Here is a 23,488-nt window from a genome sequence, read left to right as displayed (position 1 = left end):
TAAGATTTAAGGTAAAGGAGTGGTTAGATGAGGGAAAGTCGACGGAAACGGTTAACCAGGTCCGGGTCTGACCGGATAATCGCTGGTGTCTTTGGGGGCTTTGGTCAGTACTTTAACTGCTCAGCAAACTTCCTGCGAGTGGCGTACGTGATCCTCAGCATCCTCAGTGGTATTGTCCCTGGTGTCATCATCTATATCATTATGGTGCTGATTATGCCGCCGGATCCCCAGCATCCCGGCTTTTTGGGCTTCATCAAAAGCCTGAGCGATTGGCAGCAGGGAGTAGCCACCAGCCACAATCAGCGGCGCAAGCGGCGGACGCTGACTGATGTAGAAGAAAAAGATATTAAAAGAAACGGAAGATCATCATGACATTTTGGAAGAAAGTGCTAATTGACACTGTCCTGTTTATTGCCCTTGCCGGCTTATTTGTTGGTACGGGGATGTTCTACGTGGGTAGTGCCTGGATGGCCTTACTAGCGGCGTTTATTTTGGCAATCCTTAACGTCGCGGTTAAACCGATCCTATTGATTTTGTCACTGCCAATTAATATTTTGACCCTTGGTTTGTTCAGCATTGTTATTAATGGCTTGATGCTTGAGCTGACCTCCCATTTGATTGGCTCTTACAATTTTGGCTTTTCATCTTTTTGGTCGGCAATGCTCATCGCCATCATCATGTCGGTCTGCAACACGATCATTAGTAGTCATCAGAATAATTATTAAGGAGTGAGCGAGCGTGCCAAACCATGTTACTGTGCAGGAATTAGTTGATAAGGTTCGTCTAAAGGTTTTGCAGGGGGAGGATTACCTTGGCCGAACCATAACGACCAGTGATATTTCCCGGCCGGCCTTGGAGTTTGCCGGTTACTTCAAGCACTATCCGGCCATGCGGATCCAGTTGCTCGGGATTACCGAAATTTCCTTCTCGAAGGACCTTACCCATGACCAGATGGTGGAGTACATGACGCGGATGTGTACTCCGCAAACACCGTGCTTCGTCATCTCGACGAACCTACCGATCCCCGCGGAATTGAAAACGGCAGCGGAAGAGGCCCATATTCCAATCCTGGGGACCCACCTGACTTCATCACAAATCCTAAGTAACATGACCTCCTACCTGTTAGGCCGGCTGGCCCCCCGGAAGTCGCTCCACGGGGTGTTAGTTGACATTAGCGGGGTCGGTGTCCTGATTACCGGTGATTCCGGTGTCGGTAAGAGTGAAACGGCCTTGGAATTGGTTCGGCGCGGTCACCGGCTCGTCGCGGATGACCGGGTGGAGGTCTATGCGCGGGACGAGCAAACCCTGATTGGGACGGCCCCGGCGATTTTGCAGCACTTGATGGAAATTCGGGGAATTGGAATCATTGATGTTTCGACCCTTTACGGGACCGGGGCAATTATGCCGGTGGACAACATCAGCCTGATTGTTCACCTGGAGACCTGGACACCGGATACTAAGTTTGACCGCCTGGGAGACCGGGGGGATACCCAAACCATTCAGGGAGTTATCCTGCCGAAGGTCTCGGTACCGGTTAAAACAGGGCGGAACCTCGCCATCATCATTGAATCCGCGGCGATGAACTACCGGGCCGAGACGATGGGCTACGACGCTACGAAGACCTTTGACGAAAACTTGAACCGGCTGATTAAGCAGAATTCGGCTCGTGATAGCAAGGAGCAGGGGAAGTAATGGCGGCGGTAACGGCGGCGCTGAACCCGATTGCTTTTCAGCTCGGCGCCATCCAGGTTCACTGGTACGGAATCATCATTGCCAGCGGGGTTGTACTAGCGCTGGTTCTAGCGGTTCGCGAGGGCCAGCGGCTAGGAATCCCTGAGGACGACTTTTACGATTACCTGCTCTGGGCGATTCCTACGGCGATTGTTTGTGCCCGGCTTTACTACGTAGCCTTTCAGTGGCCCTACTATTTCCGCCACCCGGGAGAAATCATCGCGGTCTGGGATGGCGGCATTGCAATCTACGGTGCAATCATCGGGGGCTTTATCACCCTGGTAGTTTTTTGCCGCCAGCGTCACTTAAAGCTCTGGACCATGCTGGATGTTATTTCACCAACGCTGATTATGGCGCAGGGAATTGGCCGGTGGGGCAACTTTATGAATCAGGAAGCCTTTGGCGGGGTTACTAGCCGGGCGGCCCTGGTTGCCCAGCACATTCCCGCTTGGATCATTAACCAGATGAACATCGGCGGTGCTTACCGGGTGCCGACCTTTCTGTATGAGTCACTCTGGGACCTCAGTGGTTTTGTCCTCTTGATGCTTTTGCGGCACCGTCCCCACCTGTTCAAGCAGGGGGAAGTCTTTTTGACTTACGTGATCTGGTATGCCGCGGGGCGGTTCGTCATTGAGGGACTGCGGACTGATAGTTTGATGCTGGGGCCAATCCGGATTTCCCAGCTGCTATCCGTGCTTTTCCTGGTTGCCGCACTGGTTGTCATGGTTGCCCGGCGACGGACGAAGAAGTTGGCATGGTATTGGACAAGTAAATAGGATTTTAGTTAAGGAGAATGGTTATGGCAGAAAAAATTGCAGTTTTAGGTGCAGGCTCATGGGGAAGTACCCTTGCTAATATGCTGGTAGAAAATGGTCATTCCGTGATGTTGTGGGCGCGCAACCAAAAGCAGGTCGACCGTCTAAATACCGAACATCGTAATCCAGAATACATGAAGGACCTTGTCTATTCCGATCAGTTAGTTGCCACCACTGATATGCGGGCGGCGGTTAAGGATGCCACGGTTATTCTGATCGTCATCCCGACCAAGGGTCTTCGCCAGGTCGCCAAACAGTTGGATCAATTGCTAGGGGAACTCCAGCAGCAGCCGTTGATCATTCACGCGACCAAGGGACTGGAGCAAAACACCTATAAGCGGCCATCTGAAATGTTGAAAGAGGAAATTGCCCCTGAACACCGGCGGGGAATCGTGGTACTGTCTGGTCCTAGTCATGCGGAAGATGTTGCCATCAAGGACATGACTGCGGTCACGGCAGCCAGCACGGAGATTGATAATGCCAAGGAGGTCCAGAAGCTCTTTAGCAATTCCTATTTCCGGGTCTACACTAATGATGACGTAATCGGTGCAGAGTTCGGGGCCGCCCTGAAAAATATTATTGCCATCGGTGCCGGGGCTCTGCAGGGCTTGGGTTACCATGACAATGCCCGGGCGGCGTTGATCACCCGGGGACTAGCTGAAATTCGTCGGTTGGGCGTCGCCTTTGGTGCGAACCCGCTGACCTTTATTGGCTTGTCCGGGGTTGGCGATTTGGTTGTAACGGCCACCAGTAAGAATTCCCGGAATTGGCGGGCTGGCTACCAACTAGGCCAGGGTCAGAAACTAGCCGACGTGATTGAGAACATGGGAATGGTAATTGAAGGGGTCTACACGACAAAGGCGGCTTACGAGTTGAGCCGGAAGCGCCAAGTCAAAATGCCGATTACCGAGGCCCTGTATGAAGTCCTCTACTCTGGCAAAGATATCAAGGATGCTATTTCCCAGCTGATGAGTCGGGACTTAACGTCAGAAATCGAATAAATATGGTAAAATACTCTTGGAAGACTTTGAGAGAAATTGAAGTTACGAAAGGACTTATATTGTTATGAAACGTGTTCGCAAGGCAATCATCCCAGCAGCGGGATTAGGTACTCGTTTTTTGCCTGCTACTAAGGCATTAGCCAAGGAAATGCTGCCAATCGTTGATAAGCCAACGATCCAATTCATTGTTGAGGAAGCACGCAAGTCGGGAATCGAAGACATTGTCGTTGTTGATGGTAAAAATAAGCGGTCAATCGAAGACCACTTCGATTCCAATCCAGAATTGGAAGACAACCTCCGCTCCAAGCACAAGGACGAGATGCTGAAGCTGGTAGAAGAAACGACGGACGTCAACATTTACTTTATCCGTCAATCCCACCCGCGGGGGCTCGGGGATGCCGTGCTGACTGCGCGGGACTTTATTGGTGACGAACCGTTTGTGGTAATGCTGGGTGACGACCTGAACAACATTAACAACAACGGCCAGCCGCTGACGAAGGAACTGATTGAAAGCTACCAGCAGACTGGCGCTTCGACCTTAGCGGTAATGCGGGTTCCTCACGAAGACACCGCTAAGTATGGTGTGATTAACCCAAGCAAGGAAGTTACCCCGGGCTTGTACAACGTGACGAGCTTTGTGGAAAAGCCCGCACCAAAGGATGCACCAAGTGATTTAGCCATCATCGGCCGCTACGTCTTTACGCCAGAAATCTTTGATGTTTTGGCTAAGACTAAGCCGGGCAAGGGGAACGAAATTCAGCTGACCGATGCTATCGATACTCTGAATCAAACTCAACGCGTCTTTGCCCGTGAATACAAGGGTGACCGTTACGACGTTGGTAACAAGTTTGGCTGGGTTAAGACCAACATCGAATATGGGTTGAAGCACCCCCAAGTCAAGGATGAGCTGCGTGAATACATCAAGGTATTAGGAGCCCAACTGACAGCTGAAGACAAGAAGAGCAGCAAGTAAGCACGAATAAGGTACCGCGGCTAATTTGGTCATGGCACCTTTTTCTTATTTTTAGTAAGCAAAATGATAGACAAACTGTTTGTCAGCGATTATCATGTGGATAGTAATTCGCTTGAGGAGGAATGAATTATGGCAGAAGAGAAAAAATACGATGTCATTATTATCGGTGCCGGCCCTGGTGGGATGACGACGGCGCTGTATGCTTCACGAGCTAACTTGAAGGTTGTCATGCTGGACCGGGGAGCTTATGGTGGTAACCTCAACAACACTGCTTCAATCGTGAACTACTCCGGCTTCAAGGACGTGCAAGGTCCAGAGCTGGCGGAAAAGATGTACCAGGGAGCAACCCAGTTTGGTGCAGAATATGCCTACGGAACCGTTACGAAGGTTGAAGTCGATGGGGCGAACAAGAAGGTCACGACTGATATGGGGGAAACCTATGTTGCCCCCGTTGTGGTAATTGGGACTGGTTCTGACCACCGCAAGCTCGGCGTACCGGGTGAAGAAGAATTCGGTGGCCGGGGCGTTTCCTACTGCGCAGTCTGCGACGGGGCCTTCTTTAAGGGCAAGCACTTGGTTGTTGTCGGTGGCGGTGACTCCGCGGTGGAAGAAGGGCTCTACCTAACCCAGCTAGCTTCCAAGGTAACTGTTCTGGTACGGCGGGGCGAACTCCGGGCTCAGCCAATGCTCCAGGATGAGGCCAAGAAGAACCCAAAGATGGAGTTTGTCTTCAACACGAGTGTTACTGAAATCATGGGTGATGACGTCAAGGTGACTGGCGTCATCACCCACAACAACGAAACCGGTGAAGATGGTGAACTGGCAGCCGATGGGGTCTTTATCTATGTCGGTAATATCCCGCTGACTAAGCCCTTTGCCGACCTGGGAATCCTGGACGACCAGGGCTGGGTCAAGACTGATACCGTAATGCGGACCAGCATTCCGGGAATCTATGCCATCGGTGATGTGCGTGAAACGCCGCTGCGGCAGATTGCCACTGCCGTTGGGGACGGTGCCATTGCTGGTCAACAGGTTTATCAATACATCAAGAGTCAGGAATAATAATCTGATGACAAAATCCGCTCAACGGACAAGGCGTTCGCTGAGCGGATTTTATTAGTGTGTTTTTTAAATATTAGTCGATGTCAGAGGTGTAGACAACCGGCTTAATCAAATCAGCAGGTTTGTTGTGCATTAATTCAAGGGCGTCCGGAATCTTATCGAAGCCGTCAAAGGTGTGGGTAATCAGCAGGGACGGGTCCAGGCGACCATTAGTGATCAGGCTAGCTAACTTTTCCATCCGAAGCCGGCCGCCGGGCATTACACCACCGTCAATGGTGATGTTAGCCATCCCGACACCCCAGTTACCGGCATTGATCTTAATGGTATCGTTGCCGTTTAAATAAGCCACGTTACCAATGGAACCACCGGGCCGCGTCATCCGGACTGCCTGGTCAAAGGTGTGCTCAGAATCTCCATCGGCGATGAGGACGCGGTCAACCCCCTGGCCGTTGTTCTTTTCGATAATCTGGTCGGCGATGTCGCCATCGTGGTAGTCGATAATATCCGTTGCACCGTACTCCTTGGCAACTTTGATGGTTTGCGGCCGGGAGCCAACGGCGAAGATCCGACCAGCACCGCGGAGGGCCATCAAACCGACGGGACCAATGCCGATTACAGCGACGGTATCACCGTATTCAACGTGGGCCAGTTCGTCGGCGTTGAAACCGATTGGAATCATGTCGGAAAGCATGGTGGCAACCCCGGGATCCATCCCCAGTGGTAAGTGGGCAAGGTTCCCATCGGCGTCGTTGACGTGAATCCGGGTTGCGAAGACCCCGTCCTTGTTGTTAGAGAACTTCCAGTCGCCTAGCATTCCTCCAGAGTGGGAGGCAAAACCGGCCTGTGCGTTTACGTCTGACCAGTCGGGAGTAACGGCTGGCAAAATGACCTTGTCGCCTACCTTAAAGTCCTTGACCTCATCACCGACAGCGACGATTTCTCCGCTGGCTTCGTGACCGAGAATCAAGTCGTGATGAGGCCCAATTGCGTTCTCGTAAACGCTGTGAATATCTGAAGTACATGGTGCGACCGCCAGTGGCTTTACCAGGGCGTCTCGAGGGCCAATCTCTGGATCGCCTTTTTCAATAAAACCCGTTTCGTTTGGGCCAATCATTGCAAATCCACGTATAGTATCTACCTCTCTTATCAGTTGATTGAAATTCACTTTCTGGCAGGCTGGGCGCGGGTACCTCTCCAGCTCATTTTGGGAAACCATTATAAAATATACTTAATCAAGGAAAGACTCGTTGACAGGAGGAGCAATATGACTAAGAACTACTTTATTAGCTGTAACTTCCTAATTCACGCCGTTAGCGGTAAATGGAAACCGTCTATTATTTGCGCGTTGGGATTGAAGGAGCGCCGGTATGGAGAACTCAAAAGGTACTTTGATGACCTGTACCGGGTTCACGTCTCCGAAAAGGTACTGACCGAGGAACTAAACCAGCTGATTAACGACCAGTTGGTAAAGCGAACCAGTTACCCTGTTGTTCCACCCAAGGTTGTCTATTTCCTAACAGCGGATGGCCTGAGGATGAAGAAAATCCTTATCGAAATGGCGGAATTTAGCGAAGAGCTCGTCGCTTCTGGGAAAGTTACGGATGTTTCCTTTGAAAATGGTGCTGCCGAGATGAAGGGGCTTAGCCACCAGCAAGACATTCACACGGGTAATGACTAAAAGTAGTTTGTCCTTAACTCATCATGCGAATTTATGTACATGTTAACCGCTTCTCGAGGAGGCGACAAGTACTTACTTTTTAGTAAGTTACTATCCAATCAGTAAGTTTTTAACCAGCACTGGCCACTGCCTGAAAAATTTTCCAGTGCTTTGAATAAAAATTTAGTAAAACAATGAGTAAAAACGGCACCCACCAGGAAGATGCGGTATACTATGTACAGATTAAAGAAGTAAAGGAGACTTTATTGTGAGCTGGAAAGACACATACCAAGTATGGAAAGAGCGGACCGATTTAGAGCCGAAACTCAAGCAAGAATTAGCCGCCATGACCGATGAACAGGAAATCGAAGACGCCTTTTATGGCCCACTGTCCTTTGGTACCGCCGGAATGCGGGGCTTGATGGGACCCGGAATCAACCGGATGAACGTGTACACGGTTCGGCAAGCAACGGAAGGTTTGGCTACTCTGATGGATTCACTTGGCGATGAAGTCAAGCAGCGTGGGGTGGCGATTGGCTATGATTCCCGGCACAACTCCTACCGCTTCGCCCATGACTCCGCGCGGGTGCTGGGAGCGCACGGGATTAAGGTTTATATCTACGACAACGTTCGGCCAACGCCTGAATTGTCATTTGCCGTTCGCCAGATGGGAACTTACGCTGGAATTATGATTACTGCCAGCCACAATCCGAAGGAATACAACGGTTACAAGATTTACGGTGAAGATGGGGGCCAGATGCCGCCGAAGGAATCCGACATGATGACCGGCTACATCCGCAAGATTGATGACATCTTCGACATCCAACTAGCCGATGAGCAGGAAATGCTGGATAACGGCTTGGAAACCATTATGGGTGAAGACGTCGACCATGCCTACCTCCAACTGGCAAAGGAAGTCACGGTCAACCCTGAACTGGCTAAGCAGTATGGCAAGGACATGAAGTTTGTTTTCACGCCCCTTTGCGGAACTGGCCGGATGCTGGGTGAACGGGCCCTCCGTCAAGCCGGCTTTACCAACTTCACGATTGAACCTACCGAAGCCCAACCGAATGGTGACTTTCCTAGCTTGGAGCACCCAAACCCAGAATTCCCCGAAGCCTTCGTTCGCTCAATTGCCCTGGGAAAGAAAATTGACGCCGACGTTCTGATTGCGACCGACCCAGACGCGGACCGACTGGGTTGTGCCGTTCGCCAGCCAGACGGCGAATACCAGCTGCTGACGGGAAACCAGATTGCCACGATTATGCTGTCCTACATCCTGGAAGCCCGGAAGCAGACGGGGACCCTGCCAAAGAATGCGGCGGCTGTTAAGTCAATCGTTTCCACCAACTTTGCGGCTAAGGTTGCCGAGAGCTATGGTGTCGATATGATTAACGTCCTGACCGGTTTCAAGTGGATTGCGGACCAGATTCACCAGTACGAAACTGGCAAGGCTGACCACACCTTCATGTTTGGCTTTGAGGAAAGCTACGGCTACCTGATTAAGCCATTCGTTCGGGACAAGGACGCCATCCAGTCACTGACCCTGCTGGCAGAAGTTGCTGCTTACTACCGGAGCCGTGACATGACCCTGTACGATGGCTTGCAGGAACTCTTTAAGAAGTACGGCTACTTCCGTGAAAAGACGATTGCCAAGACTTACGCCGGGGTCGACGGTCCTGCTAAGATTCAGAACTTAATGAAGAAGTTCCGGGAAGAAGCTCCAGCTGACTTTGCTGGTCACAAAGTGGCAGTCACCGAAGACTTCTCCAAGGGCACCAAGACGACCGCTGATGGTCAGGTCAGTGAGTTGGGGATTCCAGAATCCAACGTCCTCCGCTATGTCTTGGACGACGAAACTTGGATTGCTATTCGCCCATCCGGAACTGAACCAAAGCTGAAGTTCTACATCGGCACCAGCGCTGGCTCACTGGACAAGGCCAATGCTAAACTGGCCGACTTTGAAAAGGCACTGCAAGCATTTGCCGAAGAATAAATTAATTTGAAATCAAATGGGGCTGTGAGGTGGCTGAAACCACGTCGCGGCTCCTTTTATAATGGTCAGATTATTAGACGAATGCATGTTTGCATGATACACTAAAATGTGTCTAAATTAGCGGTATGGCGCCGCAATAAGCAACGGGAGGAACAGCTTGTGATTTATCGTCAAGCAGACCGAAAATTTGACCTAGTTTCTGATTACCAGCCGACCGGGGACCAACCGGAGGCCATTAACCAGCTGACCAAGGGGATTGAAAATGGTGATAAGGCCCAGATCTTGCTGGGGGCCACTGGGACCGGGAAGACTTTTACCATTTCTAATGTCATCGCAAACGTCAATAAACCGACCCTCATCTTGTCACATAACAAGACACTGGCAGGGCAGCTGTACGGCGAAATGAAGAAGTTCTTCCCCCACAATGCCGTCGAATACTTCGTCTCCTACTATGACTACTACCAGCCGGAAGCCTACGTCCCATCGAGCGACACCTACATCGAAAAGGACGCCTCCATTAATGATGAAATTGATAAACTGCGAAACGCCGCCACGACAGCCCTATTAGAGCGCAACGATGTGATCGTGGTTGCCTCGGTGTCCAGCATTTTCGGCTTAGGGAACCCGAATGAGTACCAAAATAGCGTCATCTCTTTGCACGTCGGCCAGGAAATCGACCGGGACTTCCTGCTGCGGCAATTAGTGACCATCCAGTACGACCGGAACGACATTGACTTCCAGCGGGGCCGGTTCCGGGTACACGGTGACGTGGTGGAAATCTTTCCTGCTTCCCACAGTGAAACCGCACTCCGGATTGAGTTCTTTGGGGATGAAATTGACCGGATCCGGGAAGTCGACGCCCTGACCGGCGAAGTGAAGGGCGACCGGGAGGAAGTTTCGATCTTCCCTGCCACCCACTTCATGACCAACGAGGACATTATGGACGTAGCCCTGCCGGAAATCGAGCAGGATATGAAAAAACAGGTCAAGAAGTTTACCGACGAGGGAAAGTTGCTGGAAGCAGAACGCCTCCAGCAGCGGACAACCTACGACATCGAGATGATGCGGGAGATGGGTTATACCAACGGGATTGAAAACTATTCCCGTTACATGGACCGCCGGAAACCAGGCGAACCACCGTACACCCTGTTGGACTTCTTCCCGAAGGACTACCTGCTGGTGGTTGACGAATCGCACCAGACGATGCCCCAGGTACGGGGGATGTACAACGGTGACCGGGCTCGGAAGCAAATGCTGATTGACTACGGCTTCCGGTTGCCGAGTGCCCTCGATAACCGGCCGCTGAAACTGAATGAGTTTGAGCAGCACGTCGATCAGGTCGTCTACATGTCGGCCACCCCGGGTCCTTACGAGCAGGAGCAGACCGACCACGTGGCTCAGCAGATCATCCGGCCGACCGGTTTGCTTGATCCGACGATTGAAGTCCGGCCAGTAATGGGACAAATCGATAACCTGGTCGGTGAAATTAATAAGCGGATTGAGCGGCACGAACGGGTCTTTGTGACGACTCTGACCAAGAAGATGTCGGAGGACTTGACCGATTACTTAAAGGACCTCGGTCTCAAGGTCAAGTACCTCCACAGTGATATTAAGACCCTAGAGCGGACGCAGATTATCCGTGACCTGCGGCTGGGGAAGTTTGACGTCCTTGTTGGGATCAACCTGCTCCGGGAAGGGCTAGACGTGCCGGAAGTTTCCCTGGTGGCAATCCTCGATGCCGATAAGGAGGGCTTCTTGCGCAACGAGCGCTCACTAATCCAAACGATTGGACGGGCGGCCCGGAATGAGCACGGGGCGGTCATTATGTATGCCGACGAGGTTACGGAGTCGATGCAAAAGGCGATTGACGAAACGAAGCGGCGGCGGTCAATCCAGATGAAGTACAATGAGGACCACCACATCACGCCCCACACAATCGTTAAACCGATCCAGGAAGCCATTTCGGCGACGAAGGAAACGGCCGATACTGGCGAGCAGGCAGACAGCACGGAATTTACCACGAAGGACTTTGCCAAGCTGTCTAAGTATGCGCAGGCGAACATGGTCGATGAGCTGACCGAGCAGATGCGAGCGGCGGCTAAGCGGCTCGACTTTGAACAAGCGGCCACCCTTCGTGATACTGTTATGGAATTGAAGGCGCAAATGACCGGCAAGAAGACCAAGCCGGGACGGAAAGTGAAGTAGAGGAGGGATAATCCGTTGGCAAACGATAAGATTATTATTCACGGGGCTCGGGCCCACAACTTAAAAAATATCGATGTTAAGATTCCCAAGAACAAACTGGTGGTTATCACCGGCCTGTCCGGGTCCGGAAAGAGTTCACTGGCTTTTGACACCCTGTATGCCGAGGGACAACGCCGTTATGTGGAAAGCCTCTCTGCCTATGCCCGGCAGTTCTTAGGCCAGATGGACAAGCCCGATGTTGACTCCATCGACGGCCTGTCTCCGGCAATTTCCATCGACCAGAAGACGACCTCGCATAATCCGCGGTCGACGGTGGGAACTGTCACGGAAATCAATGACTTCCTCCGGCTACTGTGGGCCCGGGTCGGCACACCAATCTGTCCAAACGACCACATCCCGATTACCAGCCAGTCGCCGGACCAGATGGTCGACCGGGTGCTGGAATTGCCCGAGCGGACCCGGCTGCAGATTCTGTCGCCAGTCGTCCGTTCAAAGAAGGGGACCCAAAAGAAGGTTCTGGCAACGATTAAACGGGAGGGCTTTGTCCGGGTCCAGGTGGATGGTGAAACCTACGACCTCGATGAAGTTCCGGAGCTAAACAAGAATCAGGAACACACGATTAATGTGGTTATTGACCGGATTATCGTCAAGGAGGGGGTTCGGTCCCGGCTCTTTGACTCCTTTGAAGCGGCCCTCCGCCTTAGCGATGGCTACGCAATTGCCGACGTGATCGGCGGCGAGCCAATTCCCTTCTCCGAAAAGTACGCCTGCCCAATCTGTGGCTTCACGGTCGGCGAACTGGAACCGCGGCTCTTTTCTTTCAACGCACCGATGGGGGCTTGTCCGGTCTGTGAGGGCCTGGGTTCCAAGCTGGAAGTCGACGTTGACCTTGTAGTGCCCGACCGCAGCAAGACCTTGCGTGACGGGGCGATGGCACCCTGGAACCCGATCTCGTCCCAGTACTACCCACAACTCCTAGAACAGTTCTGCCAGTCAGTCGGTATCGACATGGACACGCCGTTCAATAAGTTGCCGAAGAAGCAGCAACAGCTGGTCCTCTACGGCAATGGCGACCAGACTTTCCACTTCCACTACGAAAATGACTTTGGCGGCGTGCGGGACGTCGACGTACCCTTTGAGGGGGTCGTCAACAACGTTAAGCGGCGTTACCAGGAAACCAATTCTGACTTCACCCGGGAGCAGATGCGCAAGTACATGACCGAATTGCCGTGTCCAGCCTGCCACGGCTACCGGCTGAATGAGCGGGCACTGGCTGTAAAAATCTCTGGTCAAAACATCGGCCAGGTATCTGACCTGTCCATCAGTGATGCCATTGACTTCTTCAAGCAGGTACAGCTGTCCGAGCAAAACGAGCAGATTGCCCGGCCAATCCTCAAGGAAATCCTCGACCGGCTGACCTTTATGAAGAATGTTGGGGTCGAGTACCTGACGCTGAGTCGGTCGGCCCGGACCCTGTCCGGTGGGGAAGCCCAGCGAATCCGGCTGGCAACCCAAATTGGTTCTAACCTTTCAGGGGTGATGTACGTCCTTGATGAACCATCGATTGGGCTCCACCAGCGGGATAATGACCGTTTGATCTCGTCGCTCAAGGCAATGCGGGACCTCGGCAACACTCTGATCGTGGTGGAACACGATGAAGATACCATGCGGGCCGCCGATTACATCATTGATATTGGTCCTGGCGCCGGCGAGAATGGTGGTCAGGTGATGGCTGCCGGCACACCGAAGCAGGTGATGCGGTCCCGGAAGTCGCTGACTGGTCAGTACCTTTCTGGTAAAAAGTTTATCCCGGTTCCGGCAGAACGGCGGTCCGGGAATGGCAAACACATTGTAGTTAAGGGGGCCGCGGCGAATAACCTGAAGCAGATTGACGTCGAATTTCCACTTGGCAAGTTTATCTGCGTGACCGGGGTTTCTGGTTCCGGCAAGTCGACCCTGGTCAACCTGATTCTCAAACGAATTTTGGCCCAGAAGCTCAACAATAATTCTGCCAAGCCGGGAAAGTATGCTTCCATCAGCGGGGTCAAGAATATCGAAAAAGTCATCGACATTGACCAGTCACCGATTGGCCGGACACCGCGCAGTAACCCGGCCACCTACACCGGGGTCTTTGACGATATTCGGGAGCTCTTCGCCCAGACTAACCAAGCTAAGGTGCGGGGCTATACCAAGGGCCGCTTCAGCTTCAACGTTAAGGGCGGCCGCTGTGAGGCCTGTCATGGGGACGGGATTCTTAAAATTGAGATGAACTTCCTGCCCGACGTGTATGTCCCGTGTGAGGTTTGCCACGGGACCCGCTACAATTCGGAGACCCTCGAAGTGGAATACAAGGGCAAGAACATCGCGGAAGTCTTGAACATGACCGTCTCGGAGGCTCTGAAATTCTTCAGTGCCATTCCAAAGATCCGGCGGAAACTCCAGACAATCGAAGACGTGGGCCTCGGCTATGTTCACCTGGGGCAGCCGGCGACGACCCTGTCTGGTGGGGAAGCCCAGCGGATGAAGCTAGCGTCTGAACTGCACCGTCAGTCCCACGGGAAGAGCTTCTATATCCTGGATGAACCGACGACGGGGCTGCATATGGACGACATCAAGCGGCTCCTCGGCGTCCTCCAACGCCTGGTCGATGCTGGCAACACCGTCCTGGTGATTGAACACGACCTGGACGTGGTGAAGTCTGCCGACTGGCTGATCGACCTGGGACCCGAAGGCGGGGATGCTGGCGGAAACGTTGTGGCGACGGGAACACCAGAAGAAGTCGCCCAAGTCAAGGAAAGCTATACCGGCCGGTACCTGAAGGAGATGTTGGACCGGGACCAACAATGGGCGGCAGACCGGGCTGCTAAGAAGAATAAGTAGATAGTCAAAACAGCTAGGAGTAACCTCAGTTTCTTAACTGTTTTATAGATAATAATGCCTCAGCGCAGTAGCTGGCTGGTAGTTCAAACGCTGATAAATCAGCATTTGACCAACCTAGCCACCCTTGCGGAGGTTCGAAGACAAACACCGAAAATCTGCCAGCCGATTTTCGGTGTTTTTTCTCACTCTCTTAAATTAAATAGTATTATATTTACATTTAATATTATACAAGATATAATATAGTTGAATTAAGTGAGGTGAACAGGATGAAAATACAAATCACAGCAGAGCTGCTCGATGGGGTGGTGTTAGCGATTCTTAAACAGGATGACTACTATGGCTATGCACTGACCCAGCGTGTGCAGTCGGTTATTGATATTTCGGAGTCGACAATGTATCCGGTCCTGCGCCGTTTGAAGAAGAGCGGGGACCTCACGACCTATGACAAACCGTACCAGGGCCGTAACCGGCGTTACTATCAGCTCACGGCAGCTGGTGAGCAGCGCCTAACGGAAATTTTGTCACTTTGGGAGCAGTATAAGGGGAACCTGGACCGAATTTTTTATCAGCGAGGTGAGAAATAATGAATGCACGAGAGAAATACATCCAAGAATTAGAAAAATATTTAGTTACTTTGCCGGCAGCGGAGCGCGCGGATGCTGTTGACTTTTACAACGAGTTTATCGAAGACGCTCACTACGATACGCGGGAGCAAATTGTCGCTGAGTTAGGAACGCCGCGGCAGCTTAGCCATCAAATTTTGGCGGACTACTCGATTAAGGCTAATGAGAAGGACGGCGGGGCAGGGAAACCAGCCTCGACCAAGTCCAGCTGGCGGGTATTTTGGCTAGTCCTGATTGCCATCGTGACCTCGCCAATTACCCTGGTCCTCAGTGTCGTAGCGTTCGGGATCTTAATTGCGGCCTTGGGGGTTGCCATCGGGATTATTGTTGGCCTGCTCGGCGTGATCGTAGGGCTGCTGGTGACGGCGGGAGCGATGCTGTACCTGGGCTTTGGCCTGCTGGTGGCGGCACCGATGACCGGGATTTTCTACCTGGGAATCGGCCTGGCAGTGCTGGGGGGCTTCCTGATTTTTATTCCGTTAGGCTATTGGATTATCCGCCTGTTGGCACAAGGAATCGCGAACCTTTCTAAGTTTCTCTATCAAAAACTCCAGGAAAGGAGGACAAAGTAACCATGAAGAAGTTATTTAAAATTAGTCTGGGGCTCTTAATCGTTGGCCTGATTCTGACCGCAATCGGCTTCTGGGGCCATGGCGCCCGCGACGTCCACTTTGCCGGCCCCAAACCAGTAATTACCAAGAACGTCAGCAAGAGTTTAGTGACGAACCAGCACTTTGACCGCCTGGACATTAACGCCACTACGGCGGATATCAGGGTTAGGACCGGTCGTGAGTTCAAGATGAGCTATCAGGGAAGCAGTGCTTTGCAACCGAAAGCAGCCATTACCGACCAATTGGTGACGGTTAAGCAAATGCAGACCGTTTACGGGACTATCTGGGGAAGCAATAGCAGTGCGGATGTAATTACGATTACCGTCCCGAAAGGAACCAAGCTCGCCGGAACGATTAAGACGACTAGCGGCGACGTCACGGTTAACGGGGTCGACCTCACTGGAGTAACGATTGACGCTCAGGACGGGGATGTCGACTTGCGGGATTTGACGGTCGAAGGCGGCAAGGCCCGGTTGGAGTCTGGGGACTTTACCAGTCGAAACGTTACCTTCCGGGGTAGCTACTTTGTAAACAACAGCGACGGCGACAATGAAGTCGTTGACGCGCGCGTCGATGGCTACTTCCTGAAGACGACAGACGGTGATAACGAAATTGACGGCGCCGACCATGACAGCGGCCAACAGTCAGCCAATGAGAATGCTGCGAACCTCCTCCACCTGACGAGCGAAGACGGCGATAACACGATTAAGAATATTCAAGCAGTTGAATAAGTCCATGGCGGTTGCCGGGAAAACTTCCCGGGTCGCCTTTTTGCTGTCGTGGTAAGATGGGAACAGAAAGGCGGCGGTTGCTGATGATTTTATTAAGTTCCTGTTTAGCAGGTTTCAACGTTCGTTACGATGGTGGCAATGCCCGGCGGCCACTGGCGGTCAAACTTCTGGCAGTTGAGGCTGCCATCACGGTTTGCCCGGAAATTATGGCGGGTTTTGATACCCCGCGGGAACCCGCGGAAATCCAGGGAGGAACGGGGGCAGATGCCCTGGCAGGCCGGGCGCGGGTGATAACCAAATCCGGAGCTGATGTGACAGCCAACTATCTGATGGCGGCGCGGCAGGTCCTCGCGATTGCCCAGAAACACCAGGTGACAGTGGCCTACCTGAAACAAAAGAGTCCGGCCTGCGGAAGCAAGGTAATCTATGATGGTAACTTTGCTGGTCAACGGATAGTCGGGCAGGGGGTGACGGCCGCCCTCCTGCAGCAACACGGGATCCGAGTTTTTGGCGACGAAGAGCTGACTAAAGAGCACGTCGCGCCCTTTTTATCACCGGCAGTGGTCAAGTTATTAGACAGGCACAATCTTGTGGAATGATTGCGGGAAAAAGACACGCCCGGCATAGTTGTGGTACAATGTTAAAAAAGTTGTCTGAGAAGGAGAATTGGTGATGACGGAAAAAATGAAAGTGGTAATTATCACCGGCATGAGCGGGGCCGGGAAAACCCTCGCGGTCCACAGTTTTGAAGATTTGGGCTATTTTGTGATTGATAATATGCTCCCCAACTTAGCGGAGAAGTTTGTCGACGTCATTGAGGAGTCCGGTGAATTTAAGAAGATCGCGATGGTGATGGACTTACGGTCGCGGGGCTTCTATGACCAGGTCCTGCCGACTCTGCATAAACTAAAGGAACGCGCGGACCTTGACGTCAAACTGCTCTTCTTAGACGCAAATAACGTCAAACTGGTTTCCCGCTATAAGGAAACCCGCCGCCTGCACCCATTGGCACGGCAGGGCCGGATCCTGGACGGGGTGGAAATGGAACGGCAATTGTTGAGTGAACTGAAGAGCCGGGCGGATGTGATCATTGACACCACCGATTTGACCCCCCGGAACCTCAAGTTGCGGATTGATAAGCTCTTTAGCAATGGCGAAGAAAGCAACTTCTTTGTTGAGGTAATGTCCTTTGGCTTTAAGTACGGCCTCCCCCTGGATGCCGACATCGTAATGGACGTCCGCTTTCTCCCCAACCCCTTCTACCTGCCCAAACTAAAGCACCTGACCGGAAATGATGCGGCGGTGCAGGAGTACGTTATGAAGAGCACGGCGGCGCAAGAGTTTTACGCTCACCTGCGGTCGTTGTTGGAAAACGCCCTGCCTGGTTATATCAAGGAGGGCAAGAGCAGCTTGACGGTAGCAATTGGCTGCACGGGTGGACAGCACCGGTCGGTAACGATTGCCAACAAGCTGGCCGCGGGGCTTAAAAAGGATGGTTATAAGGTTAATCTTTACCACCGTGACATCAGCAAGGCGCAGTAAGAGGGGAGTGAACGTGGATGATGCATAAGCCGAAAATAGTTGTTATCGGTGGTGGGACTGGCCTGCCAGTCGTTCTCCGGGGGCTTCGTGACCAGGATGCCGACGTGACGGCAGTCGTGACGGTTGCTGATGACGGCGGCTCGTCGGGAATCCTGCGAAATTACATTAACGTGGTGCCGCCGGGTGACATTCGTAATGTCCTGGTGGCCTTATCAGAAATGTCACCATTAGAATTAGATGTCTTTCAGTACCGTTTCAAGAGTTCGGACCAGTTTTTCGCAGGACACGCTATCGGCAACCTGATTATTTCAGCCTTGTCTGAAATGCGTGGCGGAATTTTCCCAGCGGTCCAGGAACTCTCCCAGATGATGAAAATCCGCGGCCATGTGTACCCGGTCGCTAACGAACCACTGACCCTCAACGCGGAATTTACTGATGGGTCAACAATTAGCGGGGAAGCTGAAATTACGGCGGCTCACCAGCGAATCAAGCGGGTCTGGGTAACATCAGCAGACGGGGCGGATGGTGACCAGATCCAGCCGGTACCGGAAGTCCTTCAGGCAATCAGGGCGGCTGATCAGATTGTGATCGGCCCCGGAAGCCTCTTTACCAGTATCCTGCCGAATTTAATGATTAAAGCGGTCCGAGACGCGGTATGTAAAAGCAAGGCGGAAGTTATCTACATTTGCAACATCATGACCCAAAAGGGCGAGACCGACCACTTTACCGATGCCGACCACGTGCGCGTTCTCAACAGCCACCTGGGACAGAACTTTATCGACACCGTCCTGGTTAATATCCAGCCGGTACCGAAAAATTACCTGGACTTTAAGCAGTGGAACGAGATTTCCCAGCCAGTGGGGCACGATTTCCAGGGCTTGCGAGACCTGGGCTGCCGGGTCATCAGTGCTAATTTCCTCCGTTTGAAAGACAACGGGGCTTTCCATGATCGTGATCGGGTAGTAGCCGAATTGATGAACCGCCTCCACCAGGTCCACGAATAGAGGAGGAGAGTAATGTCCTACGCGAGTGAAGTTAAAAAGGAACTGACGGCGATTAAAGTCCACCAGAAGAACGCCCAGGCGGAACTGATGGCGTTAATCCGGATGAACGGCAGTATTGCCATTGCCAACCGCCAGTTAATTCTTAATATCCAAACAGAAAATCCGGCGATTGCCCGCCGGATTTATTCGCTGCTGAAAGAATTTTACAATGTGGAAAGTGAAATTGTGGTGCGGCGGAAGATGAAGTTAAAGAAAAACAACCAGTACATTGTTCGCCTGCGCTATTCTGCCCAACGGGTCCTTGATGACCTGGGGATTTTGCAAAACTTCCAGATCAAAGAACAGGTACCGTTAGACCTGCTCAAGGATGAGTGGATGGTTCGCTCCTACTTACGGGGGGCCTTTCTAGCAGGGGGGTCCGTTAATAATCCGGAGACCTCCAGCTACCACCTGGAGATTTACTCCCTGTACGAGGAGCACAACGAAATGATTGCCCAGATGATGAACCAATTTGGCCTCAATGCCCAGACGACGGCCCGGCGCAGTGGTTACATTGTTTACCTCAAGGAAGCCGAAAAAATTGCCAACTTCATGTCATTGATCGGGGCGACTAACTCGATGCTCCAATTTGAAAACGTCCGGATTGTTCGCGATATGCGAAACTCGGTCAACCGGCTGGTGAACTGCGAGAACGCCAACATGAACAAGATAGCCAACGCCTCAACCCGGCAGATCGAAAACATTAAGCTGATTGAGGACACCGTTGGTCTGGCAAGTCTCCCGGATAAGCTGCGTGAAATTGCCCAGACCCGGCTGAACCACCAGGAGGTTAGTCTCAAGGAACTTGGCCAGCTTGTCCCAGGTGGGCCAATTTCTAAGTCGGGCGTCAACCACCGCTTACGGAAACTGAATGCCTACGCCGATGAACTCCGCACGAGCAAAACGGTTTAAACTAAAAAAGGAAGCTGCGAATTTTCGTAGCTTCCTTTTTTAGTACCCGCGCTTACTTTAAGCTCGAGTTGTTTTCCATGATGCCATCCAGCAGACCATAGTCAACCGCTTCTTGAGCAGTTAAGTAGTGGTCCCGTTCGGTATCACGGTTAATCTTTTCAATTGGCTGACCGGAATTCTTAGCCAGAATTTCGTTAATCATCTTCCGGGTCTTCAGAATTTCAGTAGCAGCAATTTCGATTTCAGTTTGTTGACCCTGCGCACCGCCAGATGGTTGGTGAATCAGCACTTGGGAGTGTGGTAAGCCAAACCGCTTACCCTTGGTCCCGGATGAAACTAAGACACTCGCCATGGAAGCGGCCATCCCGATAACAATCGTCTGCACGTCGGACTTGATGAAGTTCATCGTGTCGTAGATTGCCATCCCGGAGGTAACAACACCACCAGGAGAATTGATGTAAAGGTAGATATCTTTAGTTGAATCCTGCGCGTCCAAGAAGAGGAGCTGCGCAACGATTGAGTTTGCCATTTCGTCTTCGATTGGACCAGATAACATGATAATCCGGTCCTTCAGAAGCCGTGAGTAAATATCATAAGCACGTTCACCGCGTGATGACTGCTCAATGACAGTAGGAACTAAGTTCATTATGTGGCCTCCTTGTAATTAGCACTCGTTAGCAATCATTGCTAACTGATATTAATACTATACTCGGTTGGTCAAAAAAGGTCAAATGTTTTATCTCCTGTTGGCTAAAAAAGAAAGAGGGGATGACAGCCTATTTGACCTGCCAGCCGGCTACTGCGTTGCTGAATTTTTAGCCTTAAATACAGTAAAGAGGCTGAGTTTATTCCCAGCCTCTCTTCAATATTATTGATTTTAGTGGTTGATGTCCGTGCAGAGCAGGGCTAATTCAGTTGCAGCACTCTGCCGGTCTAAGGCACGCCAGTCAGCGGTCGTAATAAAAACGTTCAATGATTTCGTGTTAGTCATAATAATGCCCTCCTGGAGCTAATTGCCTTTTTATTTCGTAGCTCTTAATCACATCTTGTATACTACACTCGATTGGTCTACAATGCAAGACCTAATATATTGGTATTTAAAAGCTGATAATACTAAATTGGTCTAGTCATCTTTACGGATGCGATGGTGGAGTAGGCTTCTGCTTGCTAGTAAAATGTCATAGTAAAAGGAAGAATTTAGTAAATTTTTTGGCAGCAGAAGTTGAAATGAGCCCGCTTGTGAATGCTTTTTGACCAGGACTTGCTTTTTATTAGCTGGCCCGGTATAATTGGAACGTTAATTAATTTACGTACACAATAAGGAGGCATATTAGCTATGCGTAAAGCACACCCATACGGCGTTCAAGGCCGTCGCCCAATTGCTCCTAAGTACAAGCGAGCATTAAAAGAAAAGAAGATTGAAGCTATTCGCAAGTGGGCTAAGGAAAAGCCAGCTGACGAAAAGTAATTCATAAAATAAAGGAGACCGGGAGTGACTCGGCCTCCTTATTTTTTTGCCGTAGTGGGAAACGGGGATAGTAAGTGGAGGTGGAAATTATGGAAAAATTAATGAGGCGGCTGACTTTGTGGTCCGGGCTGGGCTTTCTTGTGACGGGGGCCTGCTACGGACTTTACCCCCAGCGTTTTCTCCTAACAATCGTGATTACGTTATTGGTTATCTTTTACCAGCTTGGAATGCGCCTGATAGTTGGCAACTGGCTTGAACCGCGCCTGCAGCTCAGACCATCTGCGGCTTGGTTTAAGGTCGGGGCCGGGGAACGACGCCTTTACCGATTGCTCAGGGTGAAAAGATGGAAGAAGTGGTTGCCAACGTATTCACCGGCAAAGTATGACGTTCGCCAGCATTCCCTCGCAGACATCATTAAAACGATGACCTATGCGGAGGTGGACCATGAGTTAATGCTGCTCCTCAGCTATCTTCCCGTCTTGCTAGTCATTCCCTTTGGCGATCCGGTGGTCTTCATCATCAGCTCGGTCGCTGCCAGCCTGGTCGAAGTGCCATTTATTGTCCTTCAACGCTATAACCGGGCCCGTTTAGCTAACGTCCTTCACCGGCAGTCAAAGCGTCGTCCACAAAATAAAATGTAGTTAATATGGCAGTCAAAGTAAATAAGGATGGCAAAATTTTCCCGGATTAGGGCGGGCACTATATCTGCTAACAATGGCTTCCTGATTTGGGCTGGTTGAACTTCAAATCAGCCAAGGGTAAGAATTGAAGAGCGAGGGAGCGGGCGAGAATGGTCACTACATATTTCGCCTGCTTTTTGATTATCAAATAAACAAAAAAGGCTTGGAAGTCGGAACTTCCAAGCCTTAAATTATGCGCCCCCCGAGAGTCGAACTCGGATCTCGAGAACCGGAATCTCACGTGCGATCCATTACACTAAGGGCGCGTCATCAATCGACAAGTAATATAGTATCTTATCCCTAAATAGATTGCAAGCATTATTTGAAATTTTTAATTAAAATAACGCTTACACCATAAAATTCAAAATTTATGAGTTGATTGAATAGACAATTCCCCAGAAGATGAGTATTATAAATGTCGTAAGGTTTTGTATCTTGTTTAACAAGCCGGCTGAGCTGACTTATTGAATGGGGTATTTACTCAATTTTGTTTTTCCTAAAGGAGGAAATTGCAGTATGACTGTAAAGATTGGTATTAATGGTTTCGGTCGGATTGGTCGTTTGGCTTTCCGTCGGATTCACGAACTGAACACTGATGACATCGAAGTTGTAGCTATCAACGACTTGACTACTCCTTCAATGCTGGCTTACTTACTGAAGTACGACTCAACGCACGGTAAGTTCCCTGGTGAAGTTTCATCAACTGATAAGGGGATCGTTGTTGACGGCAAGGAATACCCAGTATACGCTGAACGTGATGCCCGGAACATTCCTTGGGTAAAGAACGATGGTGTTGACTTTGTCCTTGAATGTACTGGTTTCTACACTTCAGCAGAAAAGTCCCAAGCTCACTTGGATGCTGGTGCAAAGCGTGTTCTGATTTCTGCACCTGCTGGCAACATCCCGACTGTTGTACCAGGTGTTAACTTGGATACCCTGAAGGCTGACGACAAGATCGTTTCCGCTGGTTCTTGCACGACTAGTTGCCTTGCTCCAATGGCATACTTCCTTAACAAGAACTTCGGTATCAAGGTTGGTACTATGACTACCATCCACGCATTTACTTCCACCCAAGCTATCCTGGATGGCCCTCGTGGCAAGAAGATGCGTAACAACCGTACTGCAAGCATCAACACTATTCCTCACTCATCTGGTGCTGCCAAGGCTATCGGCCTGGTTATCCCAGAATTGAACGGTAAGCTTTCTGGTCACGCACAACGGGTTGGTGTTGTTGACGGTTCCTTGACTGAACTTGTTTCCATTCTGGACAAGAAGGTTACTGTTGACCAAATCAACGATGCCATGAAGAAGGCTACTGAAGGTAACGAAGCCTTTGGTTACACTGAAGACCCAATCGTTTCAACTGATATCATTGGTTCTACCTTTGGTTCTGTCTTTGACCCTTCACAAACTGAAATCATGGAAGGCGACGACGGTTCACAATTAGTTAAGACTGTTGCTTGGTACGACAACGAATACGGTTTCACCAGCAACATGATCCGGACTCTGCTTCACTTTGCAAATCTGTAATTCATCCCTGAACCAAGGAAATGAATTA

General features: G+C 51.1%; 23 protein-coding genes and 1 tRNA gene. 21 read left to right on the top strand and 3 right to left on the bottom strand.

Features of this window, described 5'->3' with window-relative positions; genetic code table 11:
- Positions 1-27: 27 nt before the first annotated feature.
- From N4599_RS04095 to trxB, 7 genes are all read left to right on the top strand, one after another.
- The gene (locus N4599_RS04095) at positions 28-372 is read left to right on the top strand and encodes a PspC domain-containing protein (protein WP_003711275.1); all 345 of its coding nucleotides are present in this window, start codon (positions 28-30) and stop codon (positions 370-372) included.
- On the top strand, positions 369-725 hold the full coding sequence (locus N4599_RS04090; protein ID WP_003711283.1) for a phage holin family protein: 357 nt from the start codon (positions 369-371) through the stop codon (positions 723-725). The genes N4599_RS04095 and N4599_RS04090 overlap by 4 nt, the downstream gene beginning before the upstream one ends.
- Before the next feature lie 13 nt (positions 726-738).
- Positions 739-1,692 (top strand): HPr(Ser) kinase/phosphatase, encoded by a 954-nt coding sequence (gene hprK / locus N4599_RS04085; RefSeq protein ID WP_003711277.1) that lies wholly within the window; start codon positions 739-741, stop codon positions 1,690-1,692.
- Entirely contained in the window at positions 1,692-2,507 is an 816-nt protein-coding gene (lgt, locus tag N4599_RS04080) for a prolipoprotein diacylglyceryl transferase (RefSeq protein ID WP_062812816.1), read from the top strand. The genes hprK and lgt overlap by 1 nt, the downstream gene beginning before the upstream one ends.
- Before the next feature lie 23 nt (positions 2,508-2,530).
- Positions 2,531-3,547 (top strand): NAD(P)H-dependent glycerol-3-phosphate dehydrogenase, encoded by a 1,017-nt coding sequence (locus tag N4599_RS04075; protein WP_191363226.1) that lies wholly within the window; start codon positions 2,531-2,533, stop codon positions 3,545-3,547.
- A 64-nt stretch (positions 3,548-3,611) separates the two neighbouring features.
- The gene (gene galU, locus N4599_RS04070) at positions 3,612-4,520 is read left to right on the top strand and encodes a UTP--glucose-1-phosphate uridylyltransferase GalU (RefSeq protein ID WP_191363227.1); all 909 of its coding nucleotides are present in this window, start codon (positions 3,612-3,614) and stop codon (positions 4,518-4,520) included.
- Positions 4,521-4,649: 129 nt separating this feature from the next.
- Complete coding sequence (trxB, locus tag N4599_RS04065; RefSeq protein ID WP_191363228.1) at positions 4,650-5,582, top strand: thioredoxin-disulfide reductase; 933 nt, start codon at positions 4,650-4,652, stop codon at positions 5,580-5,582.
- 73 nt (positions 5,583-5,655) lie between these two features.
- Here trxB and N4599_RS04060 read toward each other — a convergent pair whose 3' ends face one another.
- Positions 5,656-6,696: an NAD(P)-dependent alcohol dehydrogenase gene (locus tag N4599_RS04060; RefSeq protein WP_272882499.1), complete on the bottom strand. Its 1,041-nt coding sequence runs from the start codon at positions 6,694-6,696 to the stop codon at positions 5,656-5,658.
- Between the two features lie 150 nt (positions 6,697-6,846).
- Between N4599_RS04060 and N4599_RS04055 the strand changes: the two genes are divergently transcribed.
- From N4599_RS04055 to whiA, 11 genes are all read left to right on the top strand, one after another.
- Positions 6,847-7,260 (top strand): winged helix-turn-helix transcriptional regulator, encoded by a 414-nt coding sequence (locus N4599_RS04055; protein WP_260902153.1) that lies wholly within the window; start codon positions 6,847-6,849, stop codon positions 7,258-7,260.
- Positions 7,261-7,507: 247 nt separating this feature from the next.
- Complete coding sequence (locus N4599_RS04050; protein WP_260902151.1) at positions 7,508-9,235, top strand: phospho-sugar mutase; 1,728 nt, start codon at positions 7,508-7,510, stop codon at positions 9,233-9,235.
- Between the two features lie 159 nt (positions 9,236-9,394).
- Positions 9,395-11,440, top strand: a complete 2,046-nt coding sequence (gene uvrB / locus N4599_RS04045) for an excinuclease ABC subunit UvrB (RefSeq protein ID WP_260902149.1) — start codon at positions 9,395-9,397, stop codon at positions 11,438-11,440.
- 15 nt (positions 11,441-11,455) lie between these two features.
- Positions 11,456-14,320, top strand: coding sequence for an excinuclease ABC subunit UvrA (gene uvrA, locus N4599_RS04040; protein WP_260902147.1), 2,865 nt, complete (start codon positions 11,456-11,458; stop codon positions 14,318-14,320).
- A 266-nt stretch (positions 14,321-14,586) separates the two neighbouring features.
- The gene (locus tag N4599_RS04035) at positions 14,587-14,904 is read left to right on the top strand and encodes a PadR family transcriptional regulator (protein ID WP_191363233.1); all 318 of its coding nucleotides are present in this window, start codon (positions 14,587-14,589) and stop codon (positions 14,902-14,904) included.
- Complete coding sequence (locus N4599_RS04030; protein WP_062814092.1) at positions 14,904-15,515, top strand: DUF1700 domain-containing protein; 612 nt, start codon at positions 14,904-14,906, stop codon at positions 15,513-15,515. Before N4599_RS04035 ends, N4599_RS04030 begins: the two co-directional genes overlap by 1 nt.
- Before the next feature lie 2 nt (positions 15,516-15,517).
- Positions 15,518-16,285: a DUF4097 family beta strand repeat-containing protein gene (locus N4599_RS04025; protein WP_062814091.1), complete on the top strand. Its 768-nt coding sequence runs from the start codon at positions 15,518-15,520 to the stop codon at positions 16,283-16,285.
- A gap of 83 nt (positions 16,286-16,368) precedes the next feature.
- On the top strand, positions 16,369-16,884 hold the full coding sequence (locus N4599_RS04020) for a 2-thiouracil desulfurase family protein (protein WP_062814158.1): 516 nt from the start codon (positions 16,369-16,371) through the stop codon (positions 16,882-16,884).
- Positions 16,885-16,957: 73 nt separating this feature from the next.
- Positions 16,958-17,827: an RNase adapter RapZ gene (rapZ, locus tag N4599_RS04015; protein WP_062814090.1), complete on the top strand. Its 870-nt coding sequence runs from the start codon at positions 16,958-16,960 to the stop codon at positions 17,825-17,827.
- A 17-nt stretch (positions 17,828-17,844) separates the two neighbouring features.
- Positions 17,845-18,831, top strand: coding sequence for a gluconeogenesis factor YvcK family protein (locus N4599_RS04010; protein WP_062814089.1), 987 nt, complete (start codon positions 17,845-17,847; stop codon positions 18,829-18,831).
- A gap of 12 nt (positions 18,832-18,843) precedes the next feature.
- Entirely contained in the window at positions 18,844-19,782 is a 939-nt protein-coding gene (gene whiA / locus N4599_RS04005) for a DNA-binding protein WhiA (protein WP_003714062.1), read from the top strand.
- Between the two features lie 52 nt (positions 19,783-19,834).
- On the opposite strand, the gene clpP is transcribed toward whiA, so the two are convergent.
- Positions 19,835-20,428, bottom strand: coding sequence for an ATP-dependent Clp endopeptidase proteolytic subunit ClpP (gene clpP, locus N4599_RS04000; RefSeq protein WP_003714133.1), 594 nt, complete (start codon positions 20,426-20,428; stop codon positions 19,835-19,837).
- A gap of 690 nt (positions 20,429-21,118) precedes the next feature.
- Here clpP and N4599_RS03995 point away from each other — a divergent pair.
- On the top strand, positions 21,119-21,250 hold the full coding sequence (locus N4599_RS03995) for a hypothetical protein (protein ID WP_003714049.1): 132 nt from the start codon (positions 21,119-21,121) through the stop codon (positions 21,248-21,250).
- Between the two features lie 89 nt (positions 21,251-21,339).
- Positions 21,340-21,891, top strand: a complete 552-nt coding sequence (locus tag N4599_RS03990) for a glycosyl-4,4'-diaponeurosporenoate acyltransferase CrtO family protein (RefSeq protein ID WP_062814088.1) — start codon at positions 21,340-21,342, stop codon at positions 21,889-21,891.
- Positions 21,892-22,124: 233 nt separating this feature from the next.
- On the opposite strand, the gene N4599_RS03985 is transcribed toward N4599_RS03990, so the two are convergent.
- Positions 22,125-22,196 (bottom strand) — tRNA-Arg (locus tag N4599_RS03985).
- Between the two features lie 250 nt (positions 22,197-22,446).
- Here N4599_RS03985 and gap point away from each other — a divergent pair.
- A complete protein-coding gene (gap, locus tag N4599_RS03980) occupies positions 22,447-23,460 on the top strand; it encodes a type I glyceraldehyde-3-phosphate dehydrogenase (RefSeq protein ID WP_062814087.1) in 1,014 nt (337 codons plus the stop codon).
- Positions 23,461-23,488: the final 28 nt, after the last annotated feature.

The organism is Limosilactobacillus oris (assembly GCF_025311495.1).
GTDB classification, from domain to species: domain Bacteria; phylum Bacillota; class Bacilli; order Lactobacillales; family Lactobacillaceae; genus Limosilactobacillus; species Limosilactobacillus oris_A.
This window is presented reverse-complemented; position numbering and strand designations above follow the sequence as displayed.

Coding starts and splice junctions, on each gene's coding strand:
- N4599_RS04030 (WP_062814092.1), top strand. CDS start 14,904: ATGAATGCACGAGAGAAATACATCCAAGAATTAGAAAAATATTTAGTT.
- N4599_RS04025 (WP_062814091.1), top strand. CDS start 15,518: ATGAAGAAGTTATTTAAAATTAGTCTGGGGCTCTTAATCGTTGGCCTG.
- trxB (WP_191363228.1), top strand. CDS start 4,650: ATGGCAGAAGAGAAAAAATACGATGTCATTATTATCGGTGCCGGCCCT.
- N4599_RS04020 (WP_062814158.1), top strand. CDS start 16,369: ATGATTTTATTAAGTTCCTGTTTAGCAGGTTTCAACGTTCGTTACGAT.
- N4599_RS03990 (WP_062814088.1), top strand. CDS start 21,340: ATGGAAAAATTAATGAGGCGGCTGACTTTGTGGTCCGGGCTGGGCTTT.
- N4599_RS04055 (WP_260902153.1), top strand. CDS start 6,847: ATGACTAAGAACTACTTTATTAGCTGTAACTTCCTAATTCACGCCGTT.
- N4599_RS04035 (WP_191363233.1), top strand. CDS start 14,587: ATGAAAATACAAATCACAGCAGAGCTGCTCGATGGGGTGGTGTTAGCG.
- clpP (WP_003714133.1), bottom strand. CDS start 20,428: ATGAACTTAGTTCCTACTGTCATTGAGCAGTCATCACGCGGTGAACGT.
- N4599_RS04090 (WP_003711283.1), top strand. CDS start 369: ATGACATTTTGGAAGAAAGTGCTAATTGACACTGTCCTGTTTATTGCC.
- N4599_RS04095 (WP_003711275.1), top strand. CDS start 28: ATGAGGGAAAGTCGACGGAAACGGTTAACCAGGTCCGGGTCTGACCGG.
- rapZ (WP_062814090.1), top strand. CDS start 16,958: ATGACGGAAAAAATGAAAGTGGTAATTATCACCGGCATGAGCGGGGCC.
- N4599_RS04060 (WP_272882499.1), bottom strand. CDS start 6,696: ATGATTGGCCCAAACGAAACGGGTTTTATTGAAAAAGGCGATCCAGAG.
- N4599_RS03995 (WP_003714049.1), top strand. CDS start 21,119: ATGCGTAAAGCACACCCATACGGCGTTCAAGGCCGTCGCCCAATTGCT.
- galU (WP_191363227.1), top strand. CDS start 3,612: ATGAAACGTGTTCGCAAGGCAATCATCCCAGCAGCGGGATTAGGTACT.
- gap (WP_062814087.1), top strand. CDS start 22,447: ATGACTGTAAAGATTGGTATTAATGGTTTCGGTCGGATTGGTCGTTTG.
- lgt (WP_062812816.1), top strand. CDS start 1,692: ATGGCGGCGGTAACGGCGGCGCTGAACCCGATTGCTTTTCAGCTCGGC.
- whiA (WP_003714062.1), top strand. CDS start 18,844: ATGTCCTACGCGAGTGAAGTTAAAAAGGAACTGACGGCGATTAAAGTC.
- N4599_RS04075 (WP_191363226.1), top strand. CDS start 2,531: ATGGCAGAAAAAATTGCAGTTTTAGGTGCAGGCTCATGGGGAAGTACC.
- N4599_RS04010 (WP_062814089.1), top strand. CDS start 17,845: ATGATGCATAAGCCGAAAATAGTTGTTATCGGTGGTGGGACTGGCCTG.